Raw genomic sequence first — 20,824 nt, forward strand, 5'->3', positions numbered from 1 at the left:
ACCGTCCGTTTCATGATAATTACCCTGACCTACCGTATCGAAACGCCCGGCAGCGTCGAGGCGATGGCGGAAAAGATCGCGAGCGACCAGTCGACCGGTACCTTCGTACCCGTTCCCGGTGAAACCGAAGAGCTGAAATCACGTGTCGCCGCCCGCGTCCTGGCGATCCGTCCGCTCGAAGATGCGCGTCATCCGACCTGGCCCGAGATCGCCCCTGGCACGTTGCTTCATCGCGCCGATGTCAACATCGCCTTTCCGCTGGATGCGATCGGCACCGACCTCTCGGCATTGATGACCATTGCGATCGGCGGCGTCTACTCCATCAAGGGCATGACCGGTATCCGCATCGTCGACATGACGCTGCCCGAAGCCTTCAAAAGCGCGCATCCCGGACCGCAGTTCGGCATTCCTGGAAGCCGGCGCCTCACCGGCGTCGAAGGCCGGCCCATCATCGGAACGATCGTCAAGCCGGCGCTTGGTCTCAGACCGCACGAGACGGCGGAACTCGTCGGCGAGCTGATCTCATCTGGCGTCGACTTCATCAAGGATGACGAAAAACTGATGAGCCCGGCCTATTCGCCGCTCAAGGACCGCGTTGCGGCGATCATGCCGCGCATTCTCGATCACGAGCAGAAGACCGGCAGGAAGGTCATGTATGCCTTCGGCATCTCGCATGCCGACCCCGACGAGATGATGCGCAACCACGACATCGTCGCCAAGGCCGGCGGCAACTGCGCCGTCGTCAACATCAACTCGATCGGCTTCGGCGGCATGAGCTTTCTGCGCAAGCGCTCCAATCTGGTGCTGCACGCGCATCGAAACGGTTGGGACGTGCTGACGCGCGACCCCGGCGCCGGCATGGATTTCAAGGTCTACCAGCAATTCTGGCGGCTGCTCGGGGTCGATCAGTTTCAGATCAACGGTATCAGGGTCAAATATTGGGAGCCGGACGACAGCTTCGTCTCATCCTTCAAGGCCGTCAGCACGCCGCTGTTTAATGCCTCCGATTGCCCGCTTCCGGTTGCCGGTTCGGGCCAGTGGGGAGGACAGGCCCCCGAGACCTATCAACGGACCGGCCGCACCGTCGATCTTCTCTATCTCTGCGGCGGCGGCATCGTCAGCCACCCCGGCGGCCCGGCGGCCGGCGTTCGGGCCGTGCAGCAGGCCTGGCAGGCCGCGGTCGCGGACATCCCGTTGGAGACCTATGCGAAAGATCATCCGGAGCTCGCCGCCTCGATTGCAAAATTCAGCGACGGCAAGGGCGCGTGAGCACGATGGATGGACCTCTCGTCAGCTATTACGGGGATGACTTCACCGGCTCCACCGATGTCATGGAGGCGCTGGCCTCGAACGGTGTGTCGACCGTGCTCTTCCTCGACGTTCCGACGCCGGAACTGTTCGCGCGCTTCAGGGATTGCCGGGCAATCGGCATTGCCGGAACAAGCCGCAGCGAGTCGCCCGCCTGGATGCAAGAGCACCTTGCGCGCGCTTTCGAATGGCTGAAGTCGCTCGGCGCCGACATCTGCCACTACAAGGTCTGTTCGACTTTCGATTCCAGCCCCGAGATCGGCAATATCGGCAAGGCGATCGAAATCGGCCGCTCGGTATTCGGGCAATCCGTCGTGCCCGTCATCGTCGGCGCGCCGCAACTGAAGCGCTATACGGCATTCGGCAACCTCTTTGCCGCTTACCAGGGCCGGATCTTTCGCATCGACCGCCATCCCGTCATGAGCCGCCATCCGGTGACCCCGATGGACGAGGCGGACCTTGCGGTGCATCTGTCGAAGCAGACCCGCCTTCCCGTCATGCTCGCCGATCTTGTCGCCATCACCGCGCCGGATGCCGATGCGCGGATCGACGAACTGGCGTCGCCTTCGGAAGGGATCCTGCTCATCGATGTCGACTCCGAGGCGACGCAGGAGGCCGCGGGTCGGCAGTTGCTTCGTGCCACCGGCCGTTCCGGAAGCTTCGTCGCCGGCTCCTCGGGTGTCGAATATGCCCTGCTCAGCGCGTGGCGGCGGAGCGGTTTCATCGGCGCGAACAGCGCCGAGTTTCCCGATATCGGCCCGGTTGATCGCCTCGCCGTCGTCTCGGGCAGCGTATCGCCAACGACCGAGCGCCAGATCCGGACGGCTCTCGACAACGGCTTCGAGAGTATCGCGCTCGATCCGCTTGCACTGGTCTCGGAGCACGGCGAAGGCGCGATGGATGCAGCGGTAGAGGCCGGCATCCAGATGCTCCGGCAAGGCAAGAGCGTCATCCTCTATACCGCGCTTGGACCGTCCGCAGACCGCGGCGCCGACATCGACAGGCTTCCGGGTGCGCGTCACCGGCTCGGCAGCGCGCTCGGCACGATCTTGCGCCGCCTGATCGAGAGCGAAGCACTTTCACGTGCGGTCGTCGCCGGCGGCGACACATCCAGTCACGCACTGAGACAGTTGAAGATCGACGCGCTGACGACGCTTCTTCCGCTGCCCCAGACGCCGGGTTCTCCGCTTTGCCTTGCGCATGGCGACTATCAGCCGACCAACGGCCTGCAGATCGCGCTTAAAGGCGGTCAGGTCGGGACGGACGGCTATTTCACGCAGATCCGCGACGGAAGGAAACACTGATGGTTTCCCCGATCCGGCTTGGCGCAGAAAAACGTGTGGATCAGATGAATTAAGTGATATGGTGATTGACTCATCATACCAGTATATGATCCTATCCAGAAACGGAAAAGGTGAGGAAAACATGACTAAGATTGCCCTCTTCGGCGCAGGCGGGAAAATGGGATACCGGCTCGCCAAAAATATCAAAGGCTCGCGTTTCCAAGTGCGCCATGTCGAGGTGAGCGACGCAGGCAAGGCCCGTTTGAAGAATGATCTCGGTGTCGATTGCGTACCCGTCGATGTCGGGCTCGACGGGGCCGACGTGGTGATCCTGGCCGTGCCGGACACGGCGATCGGCAAAGTCGCGGCAGGCATCGTCGACAAGCTCGCATCAGGCACCATGGTGATCGCGCTGGACGCTGCGGCTCCCTTTGCCGGCCACCTGCCGAAGCGTGACGATCTCACCTATTTCGTCACCCATCCCTGCCATCCGCCGATCTTCAATGACGAGACGGACATGCAGGCGAAAAAGGACCACTTCGGCGGCCTCTTCGCCAAGCAGCATATCGTTTCGGCGCTGATGCAAGGCCCCGAAAGCGCCTACGCGCTCGGCGAGGAAATCGCCAAGCTGATCTGGGCCCCGGTCATGCGCTCGCACCGGGTCACGGTCGACCAGCTTGCCATGCTCGAACCGGGCTTGTCGGAAACCGTCTGCGCATCGCTGCTCGTCGTCATGCGACAGGCCATGGACGAATGCGTGGCACGCGGCGTGCCGGAACAGGCCGCCCGCGACTTCCTGCTCGGCCATATGAACGTGCTCGGCGCGGTCATCTTCAAGGAAGTCGACGGCGTGTTCTCGGATGCCTGCAACAAGGCGATCGAGTTCGGCATCCCGGCGCTGATGCGCGACGACTGGAAAAAGGTATTCGAACCGCAGGAGATCGCCGAAAGCATCCGGCGCATCACCTGAACCGGCTTGGGGAGGCAAGCCCTCCCCTCAACCGCCCCAGGGAGAAGGGGCTTTAGTCACAACAGGGAGGAAAATATGAAACTGACGCGCAGACTGACACTTGCAGCTTTTGCTGGCGCACTGGCGCTTGGAACGGCTCTTCCGGCCTTTTCGGCCGATCTCATCGCCATCATCACGCCGGCGCACGACAACCCCTTCTTCAAGGCCGAAGCCGTCGGCGCCGAAGCCAAGGCGAAAGAGCTCGGCTACGAGACGTTGCTCATGACGCATGACGACGACGCCAACAAGCAGTCCGAAATGATCGACACGGCGATCGGGCGCGGCGCCAAGGCGATCATCCTCGACAATGCCGGAGCCGATGCCTCCGTCGCCGCCGTCAAGAAGGCGAAGGATGCAGGCATCCCTTCCTTCCTGATCGACCGCGAAATCAACGCGACCGGCGTTGCCGTCGCCCAGATCGTCTCGAACAACTATCAGGGCGCCCAGCTCGGGGCGCAGGAATTCGTCAAGCTGATGGGCGAGAAGGGCAATTACGTCGAACTGGTGGGCAAGGAGTCCGACACCAATGCGGGCATCCGCTCGCAAGGCTATCATGACGTCATCGACGACTATCCGGATCTGAAGTCCGTTGCCAAGCAGTCGGCCAACTGGAGCCAGACGGAAGCCTATTCGAAGATGGAAACCATCCTCCAGGCAAATCCCGACATCAAGGGCGTCATTTCAGGCAATGACACCATGGCCATGGGCGCGATCGCTGCGCTGCAGGCCGCCGGCCGCAAGGACGTGATTGTCGTCGGCTTCGATGGCTCCAACGACGTGCGCGACTCCATCAAGTCGGGCGGCATCAAGGCAACGGTCCTGCAGCCCGCCTATGCGCAGGCCCAGTTGGCAGTGGAACAGGCAGATGCCTACATCAAGAACAAGACGACGCCAAAGGAAGAGAAGCAGTTGATGGATTGCGTTCTCATCAATGCCGACAATGCCGGCAAGCTCGAAACCTTCGCCCTGACGAACTGATCAGCCGCGAATTGCGGAGGGCGCAGCGCTGCGCCCTCCGTAATGCATTTTGCAAGACGTCGAGGTTTAAAGCATGTTGAGAGTGAAGGGCGCCCTGCTCGCTGCCGTCGTGGCGGCCGCCTTGCCCGGTTGCAAGATCATCAAGACGCCGACGGCTGAGGAAAAGGCGGCGGCAGCGGCCAAGACCGCCTTCGATCCGAATGCCAAGGTCGAGGCAATCTGGCAGTCCGAGGCAGTGCCCTATTTCGAAAAGCGCGCCGGCGACCTCAAGGACGTCATGCAACTGGCAGCCTCCAGCCCCGACGCCGCAGGCGAGAAATACGGTAATCCCCGCAAGCAGAGCAGCTCGCCATGGACCTATGCGGTGAAGATCACCGGCAAGGTTGTCGCGGCCGATACAGGCTCGCGCGCGGCAACGCTCGATGTCGACGCCGATGGCGACGGCAAGGCCGACGCCAAGGTCCAGATCGGCCCGGCGCTGCGCGGCACGGCGCTGCGCGACACGTTGGAGTTCGTCAATTTCAACGAATTCAAGAACCAGATCGAATGGGCGCAGTTCGGCAAAGCCTTCAACGAGAAGGCCAATACCACCTTTCTCTCCGCCATCCCGCGTGAGGGCCTCGCCGGCAAGACGGTGACCGCGATCGGCGCTTTTCCGCTGCCGAAAAGCGGCGAGCTGCCGCTCGTCACGCCCTCGGAACTGAAGGTCGGCCCATGACCACGGGAGAGGCACAAAAGGACGACATCATCCTGCGCCTCGACGAGGTGTCGAAGGTCTATTCTGGCATCGTCGCCGTCAAGCGCGCCAATCTCGAGCTTCGCCGCGGCGCAGTGAACGTCCTTGTCGGCGAAAACGGTGCAGGCAAGTCGACGCTGATGAAGATCATCGCCGGTGTCGAACGTCCAACGCTCGGCCGCATCATTCTGGACGGCAAGCCCATATCCTTCGACAGCCCGGCGCACGCGCAGGCGCACGGCATCGGCATGATCTTCCAGGAACTCAATCTCTTCGCCAACATGTCGGTCGCTGAGAATATCTTCACCACGCGTGAGATCACACGCGGCATCCTCGGCATCGATCACAAGGCACAAGTGCAAAAGGCCAATGCGTTTTTGAAGCGTCTCGATGCCGGCATCGAGGCCGGCACGATGGTCGAGGATTTGCCGATCGGCCAGCAGCAGCTCGTCGAGATCGCCAAGGCGATGTCGTTGAATGCCCGGATCCTGATCATGGACGAGCCGACGTCGGCGCTTTCGGCAGCCGAAGTCGAGATCCTGTTCAAGGTGATCGCGGAACTGAAGGCCCAGGGTGTGGCAATCGTCTATATCTCGCACCGGCTCGAAGAGCTGATGCGGATCGGCGATTACATCACGGTGCTGCGTGACGGCCAGGTCACCGGCGAGGCGATGGTCCGCGACATCGACACGCGCTGGATCGTGCGCTCCATGATCGGCTCGGATGCCAAGGATTTTGCAAAATCCGTGGACCACGCCGTCGGAGCCGAGGTCTTTCGCGCCGAAAACATCAGTCTGCCGCGGCCGACGGGTGGGCTTTCTGTCAACGATGTCTCGCTGTCGGTCAGGGCAGGTGAAATCCTCGGCATCTACGGCCTGATGGGGGCCGGGCGCAGCGAATTCTTCGAATGCGTGATCGGGCGGCACACACACTCGACCGGCAAGATCTTCATCGACGGCAAGCATGTTCGCGCCCGCGACACCACGCGGCGCATCCGCCGTGGCCTTGCGCTCATTCCGGAAGATCGGCAGCGGGAAGGTCTCGTCCAGGTGCTCTCGATCGCCTCCAACCTGACGCTGGCGAGTCTTGGCCGCTTCACCCGGCTCTTCCATATCGACAGGGGTGCGGAGAAGAGTGCCATTCGCGATGCAATCCGCGATCTTTCGATCAAGGCGCCGAACCCGGATTTCGAGGTGACCTCGATGTCGGGCGGCAACCAGCAGAAGGTCGTCATCGGTAAGGCGTTGATGACTAATCCGAAGGTGCTTCTGATGGACGAGCCGAGCCGTGGCATCGATGTCGGTGCCAAGGCCGACGTCTTTCGCACCATGCGGCGGCTGGCGGCAAACGGGCTCGCCATTCTGTTTTCGACTTCCGACCTCGAAGAGGTCATGGCGCTTTCCGATCGCATCGCGGTCTTGAGCAACGGCCAGCTGATCGCCGTCTTCGACCGCAACGAGGCCACGGAAGAAGCCATTATCGCGGCTTCGGCCAAGGGACACGGACATCAAGGGAAACTCGCGTCATGATGGCGGCTACATCAACCACTCTTGCGCCGAAGGGCGCCAACGGCTCGGCGCTTCTGACGCTGATGAAGCTCAGGACGTTCATCGCGCTATTCGCGGTCATCATCTTCTTTGCGATCTTCGCCCCGAACTTCACCTCGACGGCGAACATGATCCTGATGTCGAAGCATGTGGCGCTGAACGCCTTCCTGGCGATGGGCATGACCTTCGTCATCATCACCGGCGGCATCGATCTCTCGGTCGGATCGATCGTCGGGCTTTGCGGCATGGTCGCCGGCGGCCTGATCCTTTACGGCATCGAATTGCCGATCGGCTACACGATCTTTTTTAATCTCTTCGAGATCGTGCTGATCACCTTGTCGATCGGCTTGCTTATCGGTCTGATCAACGGCCTGCTGATCACCAAGCTCAACGTCGCGCCCTTCATTGCCACACTCGGCACGCTCTATATCGCCCGCGGCCTCGCTTTGCTGTCGTCGGACGGCCAGACGTTTCCGAACCTTGTCGGCCGGCCTGAATATGCCACGACCGGCTTCGATTTCTTCGGCGCGGGGCGCATCCTCGGTCTGCCGGTATCGATCTGGATTCTGATCGTGCTTGCGCTGCTGGCCGCCTATGTCGCCCGCTCGACGCCGATCGGCCGTCACATCTTCGCCGTCGGCGGCAATGAGCGGGCCGCGCGCATGTCCGGTATCCGGGTCGATGTCGTGAAGATCTTCGTCTACATGTTCTCCGGACTTTGCGCCGCCATCGTCGGCGTCATCATCTCCTCCGAACTGATGGCAGCCCATCCGGCGACCGGTGAAAGTTTCGAACTCAATGCGATTGCCGCAGCCGTGCTTGGCGGCACCTCGATGTCGGGCGGACGCGGCACGATCGGCGGCACGATCATCGGCGCCTTCGTCATCGGCATCCTCTCCGACGGATTGGTGATGATGGGCGTTTCCTCCTTCTGGCAGATGGTCATCAAGGGCCTCGTCATCATCATTGCTGTCGTCGTCGACCAGGCCCAGCGCCGCCTGCAGCAGCGCGTTACCCTCATGCAGATGGCAAAGGCAGGTTGAGATGACGGAATTGAAAGGGGCTTTGATCGGTTGCGGTTTCTTTGCGGTCAACCAGATGCACGCCTGGAATGACGTTCGGGGTGCCCGCGTCGTCGCGATCTGCGACCGCGACCCGGAACGGCTGAAGATCGTCGGCGATCAGTTCGGCATCGATCGCCGCTATAGCGATGCCGAGGCGTTGTTCGCCGATGGCGGTTTTGATTTCGTCGATATTGCCACGACTGTCCAAAGCCACCGCACCCTCGTCGAAATGGCGGCTCGGAACAAGGTGCCGGCCATCTGCCAGAAGCCGTTCGCCAAAACCTTGTCGGACGCGAAGGCGATGGTCGAGGCGTGTCGCAATGCCGGCATACCGCTGATGGTGCACGAGAACTTTCGCTGGCAGACGCCGATCCAGGCGGTGCGGAAGGCGCTCGAGGAGGATGGCATCGGCACGCCCTTCTGGGGGCGCTTCTCCTTCCGTTCGGCCTACGACGTATTTTCCGGCCAGCCCTATCTGGCCGAGGGCGAGCGGTTCATCATTGAAGACCTCGGCATCCATACGCTCGACATCGCCCGCTATATCCTAGGCGACGTTCGCTCGCTCACGGCCCGCACCAAGCGGGTCAATCCCGGAATCAAGGGCGAGGATGTCGCGACCATTCTGCTCGATCATGAAAACGGCGCCACATCGGTCGTCGACGTCAGCTACGCCACCAGGCTTTCCAGGGAGCCATTCCCCGAGACCTTGATCGAGCTCGACGGTTCTGAGGGCACGATCCGTCTGACCCAGGGTTACCGCCTGGAAATCACCAACGCCAGGGGCACCATCACCACTGACGTATCGCCGAAGCTGCTGTCATGGGCCTCGCGGCCCTGGCACAATATCCAGGAGAGCGTCTACGCGATCCAGCAGCATTGGGTTGATAAGTTGGAGCGCGGCGCGGAGCACTCGACATCAGGGGCCGACAATCTGAAGACTTTCGCGCTCGTCGAGGCCGCTTATGACAGTGCGGTCAGGGGACAGACGATCGATGTCGGAGCGATGCTGCGATGACGGTCGATGCGTTCCAGCTCTACGGCACTCGCCTCGTCGAAACGCCGCCGGTTCGGCTGAGAGCCGGAAAACTGGAAGCCGATCTCACCAATGGCAACCTCCGCACCATCCGCTACGATGGGACCGAGGTGCTGCGAGCGATTTCATACCTCGTTCGCGACCGGGACTGGGGCACCTACAGCCCTGAAATTGTTGATCTCCGGATCGAGCAGAGTGACGATCGTTTCGCGGTCGCCTATCGGGCCCGCTGCGAAGGACCGGATGATACGAGGCTTGCCATTGACGTTCGCATCACCGGAAGCGCGGACCGGCTCGACTTCGAGGCCGAAGCCATCACGGAGACCGGCTTCGAGACCAATCGCTGCGGCTTCTGCATCCTGCATCCGATTGTCGGCGTGGCGGGCTCGCCGGCAACGGTCGAGCATGTCGACGGCCGGATAGTGGCAACGCAGTTTCCCGATGTCATCGAGCCCTGGCAGCCTTTCAAGGACATGCGCGCCATCACCCACGCGGTCATGCCTGACGTTCAGGCGGAATGCCGGATGGAGGGCGACACTTTTGAAATGGAAGATCAGAGGAACTGGTCGGACGCATCCTATAAGACCTATGTCAGGCCGCTCGCCCTGCCCTGGCCCTACCAGATTGCCGCCAATCAGCCTGTCCGGCAGAAAACGTCGCTTGTTATCAGGGATATCGGCGGCTCGACACGGCATTCTCCTGGGGTGTCAGGCGGCGCCATAAAACTTGAACTTGGGTCCTGCACCGGCACCATGCCTGATATCGGCGTGATCATTACACCCGAAGAGGCCGATGCGAGCCTCTCGGCAAAGTCCGTCCTGACGGAGATCGCTCCCCAGGAACTCCTCTTCCATTTCGATCCCGATGCCGGGCACGGCGTCGAGGCGTTCAGGCGGTTTGCTGCGATCGCCACACTCCATCGCGGCCGCTCGACGCTGGAGATCGCCCTTGCCTGCAAATCGGTCCCGGCGAGCGAGACCTCCGAGATTGCCCGCCAGATGCAGCTCGCGGAATTCAGGCCCGATGCGATCATGATATCGCCATCCGTCGACCGGCAATCGACGCCGCCCGGCAGCACATGGCCGGAATGCCCGCCGCTGGATGAAGTCTATACCGCCGCCCGCGCCGCCTTTCCCGGCATTCGCATCGGCGGCGGCATGCTGAGCTATTTCACCGAACTCAACCGGAAGCGCGTCCCCGATGGACAGCTCGACTTCGTCAGCCACTGCACCAACCCGATCGTGCATGCTGCCGACGATCTCAGCATCATGCAGACATTAGAAGCGCTGCCCTTCATCACGCGGTCGGTGCGTGCGATCTACGGCGACAAACCCTACCGGATCGGCCCGTCGACCATCCCGATGCGGCAGAACCCCTATGGCAGCCGCACGATGGACAATCCTGTGAGCGCACGCATCCCGATGGCCAATCGTGACCCGCGCCATAATGGACGCTTCGGACAGGCCTTCGCGTTCGGATATGCAATACGAGTGCTGGATGCCGATCTGGAATGCCTGACGTTATCAGCCTTGACCGGTCCGTTCGGCCTGATCGCTGGTCCGGGGGAACCGATCGAACCGGGGGGGCGTCGTCCGCTGTTCGATACCGTGCGGACACTGTGTCAATTGGCTGGTGCAACCTGGCGGGAATGCGTCTCCTCCTCTCCCTCCGAGGTCCTGTCTTTCGTTGCAAGGGATACTACAGGCGCCAGGCTTTACGTCGTCAATCTGACGAGCGAAGAACGAAAGGTCGATTGCGGCGCATGCGGGCCGGCAGATGCGGGCAAAGAGTTGCTGCTCGCGCCGTTTGCGACCGCAGCATTGCCGCTGGCGGATTGACGTCCCACGCGCCAGCCGCATCTATGCAATCGGAGTTCGTTCCGTGGAGGATTGCATGAAGACGAAGAAGCTTATCAATGCCGGCGCAGATGCCGTCGATGAGATGCTGCAAGGGGTGTTGGCGGCGCATCCGCGCCACCTGTACGCCGTGGAGGACATGCCCCGCGCGATCATTGCCAGAAACGGGCCGCGCAGGGGCAAGGTCGGGCTGGTCATCGGCGGTGGATCCGGGCACGAACCGACATTTCTGGGGTTTGTCGGCAAAGGCCTCGCAGACGCGGCCGCGATCGGCAACGTCTTCGCCTCGCCGCCGCCCGATCCGATCGTCGCCTGCGCCATGGCGGTCGACGGCGGCGCCGGTGTCCTGTTCATGTATGGCAATTATGCCGGCGACGTGATGAACTTCGACATGGCTGCCGAGATGCTTGCGCTTGACGAGATCGAGGTACGCACGGTGCTCACCACGGATGACGTGGCGTCTGCCCCTGCCGATCAGAGGGACAAGCGACGAGGCGTGGCGGGCAACGTCTTCATCTTCAAGGCTGCCGGCGCGGCCTGCGATCTTCTCTATTCCTTTGACGATGTCGAGCGTGTCGCCCGCCATGCCAATGCGCGAACCTATACGATGGGTGTCGCGATTTCGCCCTGTTCGCTGCCCCAGACCCTCCGACCAAACTTCCTGATCGGCGAAGGCGAGATGGAGATCGGAATGGGTATCCATGGGGAGCCTGGCGTGGCGCGCGAGCCGCTGAGGCCGGCCGACGCGGTGACCGACGAACTCATGGACCGCATTCTTCGCGAAATGAAAGCAGACCGGGGCGATCGTGTCGCTGTGCTCGTCAATTCGCTGGGTTCGACGCCGATGATGGAACTCTACATCATGATGCGGCGCGTGAAGTCCCGGCTCGACGATGCCGGGCTCGTCATCCATACATCGCTTGTCGGAAACTACTGCACCTCTCTCGAAATGGCAGGCGCGTCGATCACGATCATGCATCTCGACGACGAACTTCAGCGATTGATCGACCACCCCTGTGATTGCGCGATGTTTGCGAGGTAATCGATGACGTTTACCACCGAAGACCTGCAGCGTTTGTTTGCCGGGATTGCCGAGGATATCGCGGCGGAACGAGATCATCTTTGCGAGCTGGACGGTGCCATCGGCGATGGAGATCACGGCCTTGCCATGGATGCAGGCTGCCAGGCCGCGGCGAAGGCGGTCGGCGAACTTGACGCCGGAATTGCCCCAACAACCGCATTCAACGTCGCGGCTAAGGCATTCCTGAATGCGGTCGGCGCTTCGTCCGGCCCGCTCTACGCCACGGCCTTCATGCGCGCCGGAGCAGCCGCCAAAGACAAGCAGACATTGAGCGATGACGACTTCCTCAGCGTCTTTGCGGCAATGGCGCAGGGAATCCAGGAACGCGGAAAGGCCGAACCCGGTGAAAAGACGATGGTTGACGCCTGGAAACCCGCGGCTGACGCAGCTCTCGATGCCCGTCAGTCGGGAAAGCCCCTCCCCCAATGCTTCGAGACGGCCGAGCGGGCAGCGCGCGCGGGCTGCGAAGCGACCAGCAGCATGACGGCGGCCAAGGGACGGGCTTCGCGATTGGGGGACCGTGTGATCGGGCACATCGATCCCGGCGCCGCCTCGGCCGTCATCATCATCGCCGCGATGGCCAAATTTGCCCAACATCACGATGGTTAGCTCATCATACCAGTTGACATGTCAATGACTATCTGCAACAAGGGGCCCGGCTTTACAAGAGGAGGACGGTAATGCTGACCCTTTCTGCGAAATTGAAGACCGCGAGCATCGTTGCGATCGCCGTGGCGTCACTATCGGCCACGCCGGTTCTTGCTGAAGACATCACGCTCTGGACCCTCAACTTCGACAACAATGCCGCCAATACGGCCCTGAAGAAGGTGGCGACGGACTTCGAAGCGGCAAACCCCGGGACGCATGTCGAGATCGTTCAGCGCGCCGTCGACGAGCACAAGACCGCCTTGCGTGTCGCTGCTGGCTCCGACAAGGGACCCGATATTTATTTCAGCTGGGCCGGCCTCGGTCTCGGTGGTGAATATGTGAAGGCCGGTCTGTCCCTACCCCTCGACAAATACTATGCCGAGTATAAGTGGAACGACGAATTGCTGCCCTCGGCAGCGGCTTTTGCCGACCTCTATCCCGGCGGCAAACACGGCGTCCCCTTCACCTTCAAGGGTGAGGCCGTCTATTACAACAAGAAGCTTTTCGAACAGGCCGGCATCAAGGAAGAGCCCAAGACCTACGAGGAATTCCTTGCCGCGGCCGATAAGCTGAAGGCTGCCGGCATCCCTGCCTTCACCTTCGGCGGCACGGTCAACTGGCACGTCATGCGCCTCATGGACGTCATCCTTGAAACGAAGTGCGGTGCTGAGAAACACGATGCACTGAAGGCGATGACGCTGGACTGGACCAAGGAACCCTGTGCGACGGAATCCTTCGCGGAGTTTGCGAAGTGGACGAAGGACTATACGCTGCAGCCGTTCATGGGCATCGACAACAAACAGTCCTATAGCCTCTTCACCGCAGGCCGTGCGGCGATGATGCTCGAAGGCGACTGGCTGGTCAGCCAGCTCGACGGCTCCGGCGCTAATCTCGACGACTACGGCATTTTCCCCTTCCCGACCAACACCGATCGTCTCTACGGTTTCGCCGAGTACAATTACATCAGCACCAAGAGCAAGAGCCCTGACGTAGCGGCGAAGTTCCTCGACTACTTCCTCTCGACGAAAGTCCAGCAGGACCTGCTCGGCCAGCTGAGTTCGACCTCCGTCAACAAGAACGTACAATATGCCAACCAGAAGCCGCTCGAGGCGGAATGGCTGGGGATCTTCCAGAAATACGGCAAAGTGTACATGAACGGCGACCAGGCGTTCCCGCTCGACGTCACGACGGAGTACTTCCGGGTCATCAACGATGTTGCTTCCGGCAACACCGAGCCGGCCGATGCCGCCAAGCAACTGCAGAGCTTCATCGCAAGCCGAACCTGATTCCTCCCGAGGTGCCAGTCGATCGACCCAGCTGTCGATCGACCGGCACATTCTTTCATCAGCTGGCAGCCGCTTCACTGCCAGGAGGAAAGCATGTCACTTCGACAATCGACACATGATCCGCGCGTACAAGCGCTCATCCTGCTCGTGCCAGCACTCGCGATTTACGCGGTCTTCGCGCTCTACCCGATGCTCAACGTCGTGATCCTGAGCTTTCAGAAATGGAACGGGCTCGATCCCAATCGACAATTCGTGGGGATTGCGAACTACCAGGCGATTTTCACAAGAGATCCTGTGTTCTGGGTTGCCTTTCGCAACACGGTGATCTGGACCTTGATGAGCCTGATCTTCCCGCCGATGGTCGGACTGCTGCTGGCGCTCAGCCTCAACCAGAAGATATTCGGCCGAAATGGCCTCAGGGCCATCTTCTATCTGCCTGTCATCATCGCGCCGATCGCGGTGGCCACCATGTGGAAGTGGATGTACGATCCGTTCTTCGGCCTTTTCAGCCAGTTGCTCACCTCGTGGGGCATGCAAGGCTGGATCAATGACTGGCTGGGCAACCGGGATATCGCCCTTTATTCGGTCTTCGTCGCCTATCTCTGGCAGACGGTCGGCTTCTCGATGGTCCTGTTCCTGGCGGGCCTGCAGAACGTCTCCCAGACACTCGTCGAGGCCGCCCGCATCGATGGCGCCGGCCGCTGGGCGGTGTTCAAGCATGTGACATTGCCGGCCTTGCGCCCGACGATCACGATCGTTCTCGTTCTTTCCGTTATCTCCTCCTTGAAGGCCTTCGACATCGTCTACGGCCTGACCGGCGGCGGGCCGGCGCAGTCCACTCAGATGCTGGCGCTCTGGGCATTCACGCAGGCGATGCAGATCTTCGATTTCGGACGAGGCGCGGCGATTTCGGTCGTGCTGCTGCTGATCACCATGGCCGTCGTCATTCCCTATCTCAAATGGACCCAGAAGCACGAGGAGGTTGAATCGTGACAGCAGTACCGACCGACCAGACCGCAGTGCATCTGCAGGTCGAACCATCGTCGATGAAGCGGGATCCGATTCTGATCGGCCTCTGGATCACGCTTGTTATCGTGGCGCTCGTCTGGGTCGCGCCATTCGTCTTCATCGTCTTCACCTCCTTGAAGACGCCGGCGGCGGTGACAGGTACGGGCGCCTTCGTGCCGCCAACCGAGCTCGCTTTCGAAAACTACAGCGCCGCATGGAGCCGCGGCAACTTCGCAAACTCCTTCTTCAACAGCGTCATCATCACCGTCATCAAGGTGCCGCTCGGGCTGTTCCTTTCGGCGATGGCTGCCTATGCCTTGGCCAAGATCAAGCTGAAAATCACCAAGGCCCTGCTGCTGCTTGTGGTGTTCGGCACGATGATCCCCTTCCAGGTGATGCTTGCGCCGCTCTTCACCCTGGTGAATTCACTCGGCCTGATCGACACCTACCCCGGCGTCATCCTTCCCTACATCGCCTTCGGCGTTCCCTATCAGGTTTTCATCCTGCACGGCTTCTTCAAGAGCATCCCCAAGGAGCTGTCGGAAGCAGCGCTGATCGACGGTGCCAGCCACTTCATCATCTTCAGACGGATCTTTCTGCCGGTGTGCCTGCCCGTGCTCGCCGCACTGCTCATCCTCGACTTCGTCTCCACCTGGAACGAATTCGCCATGGCGCTGGTGCTGCTCCAGGATCAGCACATGTGGACCTTGCCGCTCGGCCTGATGTCGTTTCAGGGGCAGTTCTCGAGCAATTACGGCCAGCTCAATGCGGCCATCGTGATGACCGTCCTGCCGGCGACGATCGTCTATCTCATCTTCCAGCGTTATTTCGTCTCTGGCCTGACCTCCGGCGCCGTCAAAGGCTAGGGCCACGAATAGCATTCCACGAGGAGAATATTCTATGTCTGATGCAACAGTCGAAAAATGGGGCGTGTTCGAGGCCTCCTTTGATGGACCCTCCAGCGACAATCCCTATCTCGACGTGGCATTCGATGCCGTGTTCACCCATAAGAGCCGCGAAGTCCGCGTGCCGGGCTTCTATGACGGCGACGGGACCTACCGTATCCGCTTCATGCCGGACATAGAAGGCGAGTGGTCGTTTCTGACCCGCTCCAAGACTGCCGCACTCGACGGCAAGGCCGGCGCATTGATCGCGACCGAGCCCTTGGCCGGCAATCACGGCCCGGTGCGCGTGCGCAACAAATTCCACTTCGCCTATGCCGACGGAACCCCGTTCCTGTCCTTCGGAACGACCTGCTACGCTTGGACGCACCAGCCGCTCGACATGCAGAAGCAGACCCTCGAAACCCTCAAGAAAGCCCGTTTCAACAAGATGCGGATGGGCGTGTTTCCGAAGGACTATCCCTACAACGTCAACGAGCCGCTGCACGCCTCCTTCGAACGCGGAGCGGACGGGAAGGAAGACTTCGATCGTCCGAACCCCGCCTCGTTCCAGCACTTCGAGAAGCAGGTCGCAGCCCTCTGCGAATTGGGGATCGAAGCGGATATTATCATTTTCCACCCCTATGACCGGTGGGGTTATGCCGACATGTCGGCCGAACAGGATTTTCGCTATGTCGAATATCTGGCCGCTCGTCTCGCCGCCTACCGGAACGTCTGGTGGTCGCTTGCCAATGAATATGATTTCCTCATCGATACAAAGCCGATGGAGCAGTGGGATCGCTACTTCCACATCCTGGAAGAGAACGACCCCTACCAGCACCTGCGCTCCATCCATAATGGCGACGTGACGGCGAATTTCGATCATCGCAAGCCGTGGGTGACGCACACCTGCATTCAAAACCCTGACGTCAAGCGGACGCAGGAATGGCGCGATGCCTACGGCAAGCCTGTCGTCAACGACGAGCCCGAATATGAGGGCGACATCCTGCAGTCATGGGGCAACCTCAATGCGCAGGAGCTCGTGCATCGCTTCTGGATCACCATGGCGCGCGGCGGCTATGCCGGGCATGGCGAAACCTATTCTCATCCCGAGGACCTGATTTGGTGGGCCAAAGGCGGGGAACTGCGCGGCGAAGCGTGGAAGCGCATCGCCTTCCTCCGCGACCTTCTGGAAGCCGATGTCAAGCACGGCCTCGAGCCGCTGGGCATCATCGGCGAATGGCCCTGGTCTCGCGTGTCGGGCGCGCGCGACGGCGACGGCGATTTCCGCCTGATCTATTTCGGCGAGCATCAGCCGGTGATCTGGTCCACGGGCCTGCCCGTGGACGGTGACTATTATGATGTCGATCTCATCGACACATGGGAGATGACGATCACGCCGGTGGAGAAGGTGGCGGCTCCCGTTCCGCATCCGACGCGCCATGGCTCGGTCGTGCGCGGCGGCAAGCCGGACGCTGCCTTCGGCGTGAAAATTCCGCGCAAGCCGTACCAGGCGCTGCGCGTGCGCAGGAAGCTCTAGAAGATGACAAGGGGTACGAAATGTCTGGCTTGAGCATCAGAAACGTCAAGAAATCCTTCGGCCCGGTCGATATCATTCATGGTGTCGACGTCGAGATCGCCGACGGTGAATTCACCATTCTCGTCGGCCCCTCCGGCTGCGGCAAGTCGACATTGCTGCGCATGATTGCCGGGCTCGAGGATATCACCGCCGGTCAAATCAGCATTGACGGCCGGGTCGTGAACAATCTGCAGCCGAAGGATCGCGATATCGCGATGGTCTTCCAGAACTATGCGTTGTACCCGCAGATGACGGTCTCCCAGAACATGGGATTTGCGCTCGAGCTCGCCGGGGCCAAGCGGCCGGAAATAGAACAGAAGGTCGGTGAGGCTGCGGCAATTCTCGGATTGCAGCCGCTTCTCGATCGAAAGCCGGCTCAGCTGTCGGGCGGACAGCGACAGCGCGTCGCCATGGGCCGGGCCATCGTTCGCGATCCGAAAGTCTTTCTCTTCGACGAGCCGCTCTCCAATCTGGATGCGAAACTGCGCGTGAAGATGAGAGCGGAGATCAAGGCTCTGCACCAGCGCCTGAAGACCACGATCGTTTACGTCACCCACGACCAGATCGAGGCCATGACCATGGCTGACAAGATCGTCGTGCTCCACGGCGGTCGCGTCGAACAGATCGGCAGTCCGCTCGAGCTCTACGACCGACCGCGCAATATGTTTGTCGCCGGCTTCCTCGGTTCCCCCGCGATGAACTTTCTCGAGGGAACTCTTGAGGGCGCAGGCAAGCCGGCATTGTCGCTGCCGGGTGGGTCACGCGTAGCGCTTTCGCGGGCTCCAGCCAATTCCGCCAACAGACCGCTGACGCTGGGTATCCGTCCCGAAGACATCACCTTCGGTGGCGAAAACGGTGTGGATGCCGTGGTCAAGGTGGTCGAACCCACGGGATCGGAAACCCATGTCGCCGTGGAACTCGAAGGCAGGGAGCTGACATGGGTCGTTCGCGAACGTGTCGAGCTGGTGCCGGAACAGCCGGTAAAGCTTTCTTTCGAAACGGCCAAGGTTCACTTCTTCGATCGGCAGACGCAGCAGCGCCTGAACGCCTGAACAAGGCGCGTCAGCAGGTCCGTCGAACGCGGAACCGGAATTTGACGGCATGGAGTTCTTGATGATTCCTCGTCTTCGGAGCGAATTGGTGACTTGTAATCTCTGATCTCGCCGATAGGCTGTTCTTCCAAGACGAGGTAGCCAAGACATGCACATTCGAAGAGCCCTCTCCGCCGACGCGGAGGAGCTGAGCAGTCTTTTGAACGAAATCATCCTTGCCGGCGGAACCACCGCACTCGAGACGCCGCTTTCGGCTGCCGAGTTCGCGGACTGGTTCATCGACGGCGAGTTTCCTCTTACCTGCCATGTTGCAGAGCACGATCAGTCGCTCGTCGGCTTTCAATCGCTCAGCTTATACGGCGACCCGCCGAAAGGCGTTGCCGACATCGCGACCTTTGCCCGCTTGAACCCAAGAACCCCAGGCGTCGGCAGCGCTCTCTTCCCCGCAACCCGAGCCGCAGCGGAGGAGTTCGGGCTCGAATTCATCAATGCGACCATTCGGGCCGACAATGTCAGCGGCCTTGGCTATTACACAAAGATGGGCTTCGAGACCTATGACCGGCTGGTCCAGGTTCCGCTTCAAGATGGAACGCCCGTCGACAGGATCAAGAAGCGTTTCAGAGTGGACGCCAGGCACCACACGATGCCCGACGCCTGAAACTTGGTCGATGGCGCTGCGGGAGCGCTGGGCATCCAAGGACCGGCCCGGTTCAGCCTTGCCCAGCGTCCCCTGTTTGCAAGGGACCGACAAGCCGATGCAGCCTCTTTGCAGCTACACTTTGATGTCCGGCGACGAAGTTAAATTTTGCCGCCTGCGGAATATTAACCTCATGAAGTAACAACGTAGTTTTCCATAATGGAAGAAAAGTGTGCGTTAGCTTCCGTCACGAGTTCCTTCCCCCATGAATCAATCATTCGGGGTAAAGATGGATTTGGAGCCGCAAGGACGTAAAAAAGGAACAGGTCAAAGCCATGCCCGGAGATTTGCCCATGCCGACTGCGATGTTTACGGCCGACGAACTGGCGGTGATCCGCCGCGCTTACGCCCATCAGGTGGCGGCAACCGCGGCAACGACGAACCCGCGGATCGAAGCTGCCTTTGCCACCGTCCCGCGCGAAAAATTTCTCGGTGCTCCGCCATGGCAGATCGCCAATCTGGGCGGCGGGTATCGCCCCCTCACCTCCTCCGACTTGGTTCTGGCCTATCAGGACGTGCTATTCGCGCTGCAGTCCGAGAAGGGTGTCAACAATGGTAGTCCCTCGCTGCATGCCCGACTCCTGGCGGAGCTGGACATACAAATCGGCGATCGCATAACCCATATCGGTGCCGGCACCGGCTATTACAGCGCCATTCTTTCAGAGCTTGTCGGCGCTTCCGGTCATGTCTACGCCGTCGAGATGGATCCCGATCTGGCTGCGCACGCTCAAACAGCGCTTGCCGATCGGGCCAATGTCAGCGTCATTAACGCCGACGGCAGCCAATGGCCGCAGCAAGAGATGGATGCGATCTATGTGAATTTCGCCGTCGCGCGGCCCGCGGAACCCTGGATCGAAAGGCTTCGGCCTGGAGGGCGCCTCGTGCTGCCACTCGGCGTACCGCGCCTGGACCGACCGCCAAAGGGCGGCCGTCATGCATCCCACGGTGCTGCACTTCGGATTGAGCGCGGCGAGAGTGGATTTGCGGCGCGTTGGATCGGCGCGGCCTACTTCGTCTGCGCCAATGGTGGATTGTCGATCGACGACAACGAGATCGAGGCGCTGACAGCCGCATTCAGGCGCGGCGGCATCGAGTTCGTCAAAAGCCTGCTCTGGAAAACGGAACCGCGGATAGGACGCTGCTGGTATATCGGCGATCAATGGGCGCTCTGCTATGATGACGTCTGAACCATCCGCGCCGCGAAAGTCGCCTGCCTGATCTCCGCGAGGAACGAGAGCAATATGGCGCAACGCGCTCAAAAGCCGGCTCGGAACTTGGCCATCTCGAAGCCCCTTGCAAGCTCGCCACCGGCGCCCTGCCCTCTCCCACGCCGGAAAGTCTGCTGCTGAATTTTTGCCGGCCTTCATCTTTAATGATCGGACCAAGGGCGCCAAGGATCCGAGCGACGGCCACGCCGGCGGAGGTCGAGACGGGATTGAGCGCCGACGGCCTGTTGAAATCTGTGGTCCGCATTCGCGGGATACAGTGCACCGACAGCAGACCTGCTGTTTCCGCGACGCTGACGCGATCCGACCAGGGCATTTGACATATCCTCCTGGAAGGCGCCGCTCAGACCGGCGGCAAAGATCAGCAAGCGGCCGCGGCCACACCATAGCTGATCGGCAGTGCCTTGGCCCATGCTCGCCAGCGACCCCATGAAACAAGCACTCATGGCTCTACTGCTGAAGGCGGCGGCGCCGCCGCGGCACAAATTGGCGACACAGATAACCAATCGTCGGGCCTCGGACACCCCGATGCCGACACATCTCGCCAGAACC

The 20,824-nt window shown here is 61.0% G+C and carries 18 protein-coding genes; all 18 read left to right on the forward strand.

What is annotated here, in order from left to right; genetic code table 11:
• The first annotated feature begins 12 nt into the window (after nucleotides 1-12).
• A complete protein-coding gene (oiaX, locus tag FFM53_RS24620) occupies nucleotides 13-1,269 on the forward strand; it encodes a 3-oxo-isoapionate-4-phosphate decarboxylase OiaX (RefSeq protein WP_138390435.1) in 1,257 nt (418 codons plus the stop codon).
• 5 nt (nucleotides 1,270-1,274) lie between these two features.
• Nucleotides 1,275-2,612, forward strand: a complete 1,338-nt coding sequence (locus FFM53_RS24625; protein ID WP_138390518.1) for a four-carbon acid sugar kinase family protein — start codon at nucleotides 1,275-1,277, stop codon at nucleotides 2,610-2,612.
• 121 nt (nucleotides 2,613-2,733) lie between these two features.
• The gene (locus FFM53_RS24630; protein WP_138390434.1) at nucleotides 2,734-3,561 is read left to right on the forward strand and encodes a phosphogluconate dehydrogenase C-terminal domain-containing protein; all 828 of its coding nucleotides are present in this window, start codon (nucleotides 2,734-2,736) and stop codon (nucleotides 3,559-3,561) included.
• A 75-nt stretch (nucleotides 3,562-3,636) separates the two neighbouring features.
• Nucleotides 3,637-4,578 carry a D-ribose ABC transporter substrate-binding protein gene (locus FFM53_RS24635; RefSeq protein ID WP_003550404.1) on the forward strand — a complete coding sequence of 314 codons (942 nt, stop codon included), beginning with the start codon at nucleotides 3,637-3,639 and terminating at the stop codon, nucleotides 4,576-4,578.
• A 73-nt stretch (nucleotides 4,579-4,651) separates the two neighbouring features.
• Nucleotides 4,652-5,296 (forward strand): DUF2291 family protein, encoded by a 645-nt coding sequence (locus tag FFM53_RS24640; RefSeq protein WP_138330806.1) that lies wholly within the window; start codon nucleotides 4,652-4,654, stop codon nucleotides 5,294-5,296.
• Nucleotides 5,293-6,843, forward strand: a complete 1,551-nt coding sequence (locus tag FFM53_RS24645) for a sugar ABC transporter ATP-binding protein (RefSeq protein ID WP_138390433.1) — start codon at nucleotides 5,293-5,295, stop codon at nucleotides 6,841-6,843. Before FFM53_RS24640 ends, FFM53_RS24645 begins: the two co-directional genes overlap by 4 nt.
• Nucleotides 6,840-7,904 carry an ABC transporter permease gene (locus FFM53_RS24650; protein WP_138330804.1) on the forward strand — a complete coding sequence of 355 codons (1,065 nt, stop codon included), beginning with the start codon at nucleotides 6,840-6,842 and terminating at the stop codon, nucleotides 7,902-7,904. Before FFM53_RS24645 ends, FFM53_RS24650 begins: the two co-directional genes overlap by 4 nt.
• A 1-nt stretch (nucleotide 7,905) precedes the next feature.
• Complete coding sequence (locus tag FFM53_RS24655) at nucleotides 7,906-8,940, forward strand: Gfo/Idh/MocA family protein (RefSeq protein ID WP_138390432.1); 1,035 nt, start codon at nucleotides 7,906-7,908, stop codon at nucleotides 8,938-8,940.
• Nucleotides 8,937-10,796 carry a D-apionate lactonase gene (gene apnL, locus FFM53_RS24660; protein ID WP_138390431.1) on the forward strand — a complete coding sequence of 620 codons (1,860 nt, stop codon included), beginning with the start codon at nucleotides 8,937-8,939 and terminating at the stop codon, nucleotides 10,794-10,796. Before FFM53_RS24655 ends, apnL begins: the two co-directional genes overlap by 4 nt.
• Before the next feature lie 55 nt (nucleotides 10,797-10,851).
• Complete coding sequence (locus tag FFM53_RS24665; protein ID WP_138390430.1) at nucleotides 10,852-11,856, forward strand: dihydroxyacetone kinase subunit DhaK; 1,005 nt, start codon at nucleotides 10,852-10,854, stop codon at nucleotides 11,854-11,856.
• Nucleotides 11,857-11,859: 3 nt separating this feature from the next.
• On the forward strand, nucleotides 11,860-12,504 hold the full coding sequence (gene dhaL, locus FFM53_RS24670) for a dihydroxyacetone kinase subunit DhaL (protein WP_138390429.1): 645 nt from the start codon (nucleotides 11,860-11,862) through the stop codon (nucleotides 12,502-12,504).
• Nucleotides 12,505-12,575: 71 nt separating this feature from the next.
• Nucleotides 12,576-13,829, forward strand: a complete 1,254-nt coding sequence (locus tag FFM53_RS24675) for an ABC transporter substrate-binding protein (RefSeq protein ID WP_138390428.1) — start codon at nucleotides 12,576-12,578, stop codon at nucleotides 13,827-13,829.
• 93 nt (nucleotides 13,830-13,922) lie between these two features.
• Nucleotides 13,923-14,822: a carbohydrate ABC transporter permease gene (locus tag FFM53_RS24680; protein ID WP_011649152.1), complete on the forward strand. Its 900-nt coding sequence runs from the start codon at nucleotides 13,923-13,925 to the stop codon at nucleotides 14,820-14,822.
• Nucleotides 14,819-15,703: a carbohydrate ABC transporter permease gene (locus FFM53_RS24685; RefSeq protein WP_012755221.1), complete on the forward strand. Its 885-nt coding sequence runs from the start codon at nucleotides 14,819-14,821 to the stop codon at nucleotides 15,701-15,703. Before FFM53_RS24680 ends, FFM53_RS24685 begins: the two co-directional genes overlap by 4 nt.
• A gap of 34 nt (nucleotides 15,704-15,737) precedes the next feature.
• Entirely contained in the window at nucleotides 15,738-17,258 is a 1,521-nt protein-coding gene (locus tag FFM53_RS24690; protein ID WP_138390427.1) for a DUF5060 domain-containing protein, read from the forward strand.
• A 20-nt stretch (nucleotides 17,259-17,278) separates the two neighbouring features.
• Nucleotides 17,279-18,349 carry an ABC transporter ATP-binding protein gene (locus FFM53_RS24695; protein ID WP_138330796.1) on the forward strand — a complete coding sequence of 357 codons (1,071 nt, stop codon included), beginning with the start codon at nucleotides 17,279-17,281 and terminating at the stop codon, nucleotides 18,347-18,349.
• Between the two features lie 148 nt (nucleotides 18,350-18,497).
• On the forward strand, nucleotides 18,498-19,007 hold the full coding sequence (locus FFM53_RS24700; protein ID WP_138390426.1) for a GNAT family N-acetyltransferase: 510 nt from the start codon (nucleotides 18,498-18,500) through the stop codon (nucleotides 19,005-19,007).
• A gap of 314 nt (nucleotides 19,008-19,321) precedes the next feature.
• Nucleotides 19,322-20,233, forward strand: a complete 912-nt coding sequence (locus FFM53_RS24705; RefSeq protein ID WP_138330794.1) for a protein-L-isoaspartate O-methyltransferase family protein — start codon at nucleotides 19,322-19,324, stop codon at nucleotides 20,231-20,233.
• The last annotated feature ends 591 nt before the right edge of the window (nucleotides 20,234-20,824 follow it).

The sequence above is a fragment of the Rhizobium indicum genome (genome assembly GCF_005862305.2).
Taxonomy (GTDB): Bacteria; Pseudomonadota; Alphaproteobacteria; order Rhizobiales; family Rhizobiaceae; genus Rhizobium; species Rhizobium indicum.

Excerpts from the sequence above, each read along its gene's own strand:
- oiaX (WP_138390435.1), top strand. The coding sequence starts at position 13 with ATGATAATTACCCTGACCTACCGTATCGAAACGCCCGGCAGCGTCGAG.
- FFM53_RS24625 (WP_138390518.1), top strand. The coding sequence starts at position 1,275 with ATGGATGGACCTCTCGTCAGCTATTACGGGGATGACTTCACCGGCTCC.
- FFM53_RS24630 (WP_138390434.1), top strand. The coding sequence starts at position 2,734 with ATGACTAAGATTGCCCTCTTCGGCGCAGGCGGGAAAATGGGATACCGG.
- FFM53_RS24635 (WP_003550404.1), top strand. The coding sequence starts at position 3,637 with ATGAAACTGACGCGCAGACTGACACTTGCAGCTTTTGCTGGCGCACTG.
- FFM53_RS24640 (WP_138330806.1), top strand. The coding sequence starts at position 4,652 with ATGTTGAGAGTGAAGGGCGCCCTGCTCGCTGCCGTCGTGGCGGCCGCC.
- FFM53_RS24645 (WP_138390433.1), top strand. The coding sequence starts at position 5,293 with ATGACCACGGGAGAGGCACAAAAGGACGACATCATCCTGCGCCTCGAC.
- FFM53_RS24650 (WP_138330804.1), top strand. The coding sequence starts at position 6,840 with ATGATGGCGGCTACATCAACCACTCTTGCGCCGAAGGGCGCCAACGGC.
- FFM53_RS24655 (WP_138390432.1), top strand. The coding sequence starts at position 7,906 with ATGACGGAATTGAAAGGGGCTTTGATCGGTTGCGGTTTCTTTGCGGTC.
- apnL (WP_138390431.1), top strand. The coding sequence starts at position 8,937 with ATGACGGTCGATGCGTTCCAGCTCTACGGCACTCGCCTCGTCGAAACG.
- FFM53_RS24665 (WP_138390430.1), top strand. The coding sequence starts at position 10,852 with ATGAAGACGAAGAAGCTTATCAATGCCGGCGCAGATGCCGTCGATGAG.
- dhaL (WP_138390429.1), top strand. The coding sequence starts at position 11,860 with ATGACGTTTACCACCGAAGACCTGCAGCGTTTGTTTGCCGGGATTGCC.
- FFM53_RS24675 (WP_138390428.1), top strand. The coding sequence starts at position 12,576 with ATGCTGACCCTTTCTGCGAAATTGAAGACCGCGAGCATCGTTGCGATC.
- FFM53_RS24680 (WP_011649152.1), top strand. The coding sequence starts at position 13,923 with ATGTCACTTCGACAATCGACACATGATCCGCGCGTACAAGCGCTCATC.
- FFM53_RS24690 (WP_138390427.1), top strand. The coding sequence starts at position 15,738 with ATGTCTGATGCAACAGTCGAAAAATGGGGCGTGTTCGAGGCCTCCTTT.
- FFM53_RS24695 (WP_138330796.1), top strand. The coding sequence starts at position 17,279 with ATGTCTGGCTTGAGCATCAGAAACGTCAAGAAATCCTTCGGCCCGGTC.
- FFM53_RS24700 (WP_138390426.1), top strand. The coding sequence starts at position 18,498 with ATGCACATTCGAAGAGCCCTCTCCGCCGACGCGGAGGAGCTGAGCAGT.
- FFM53_RS24705 (WP_138330794.1), top strand. The coding sequence starts at position 19,322 with ATGCCCGGAGATTTGCCCATGCCGACTGCGATGTTTACGGCCGACGAA.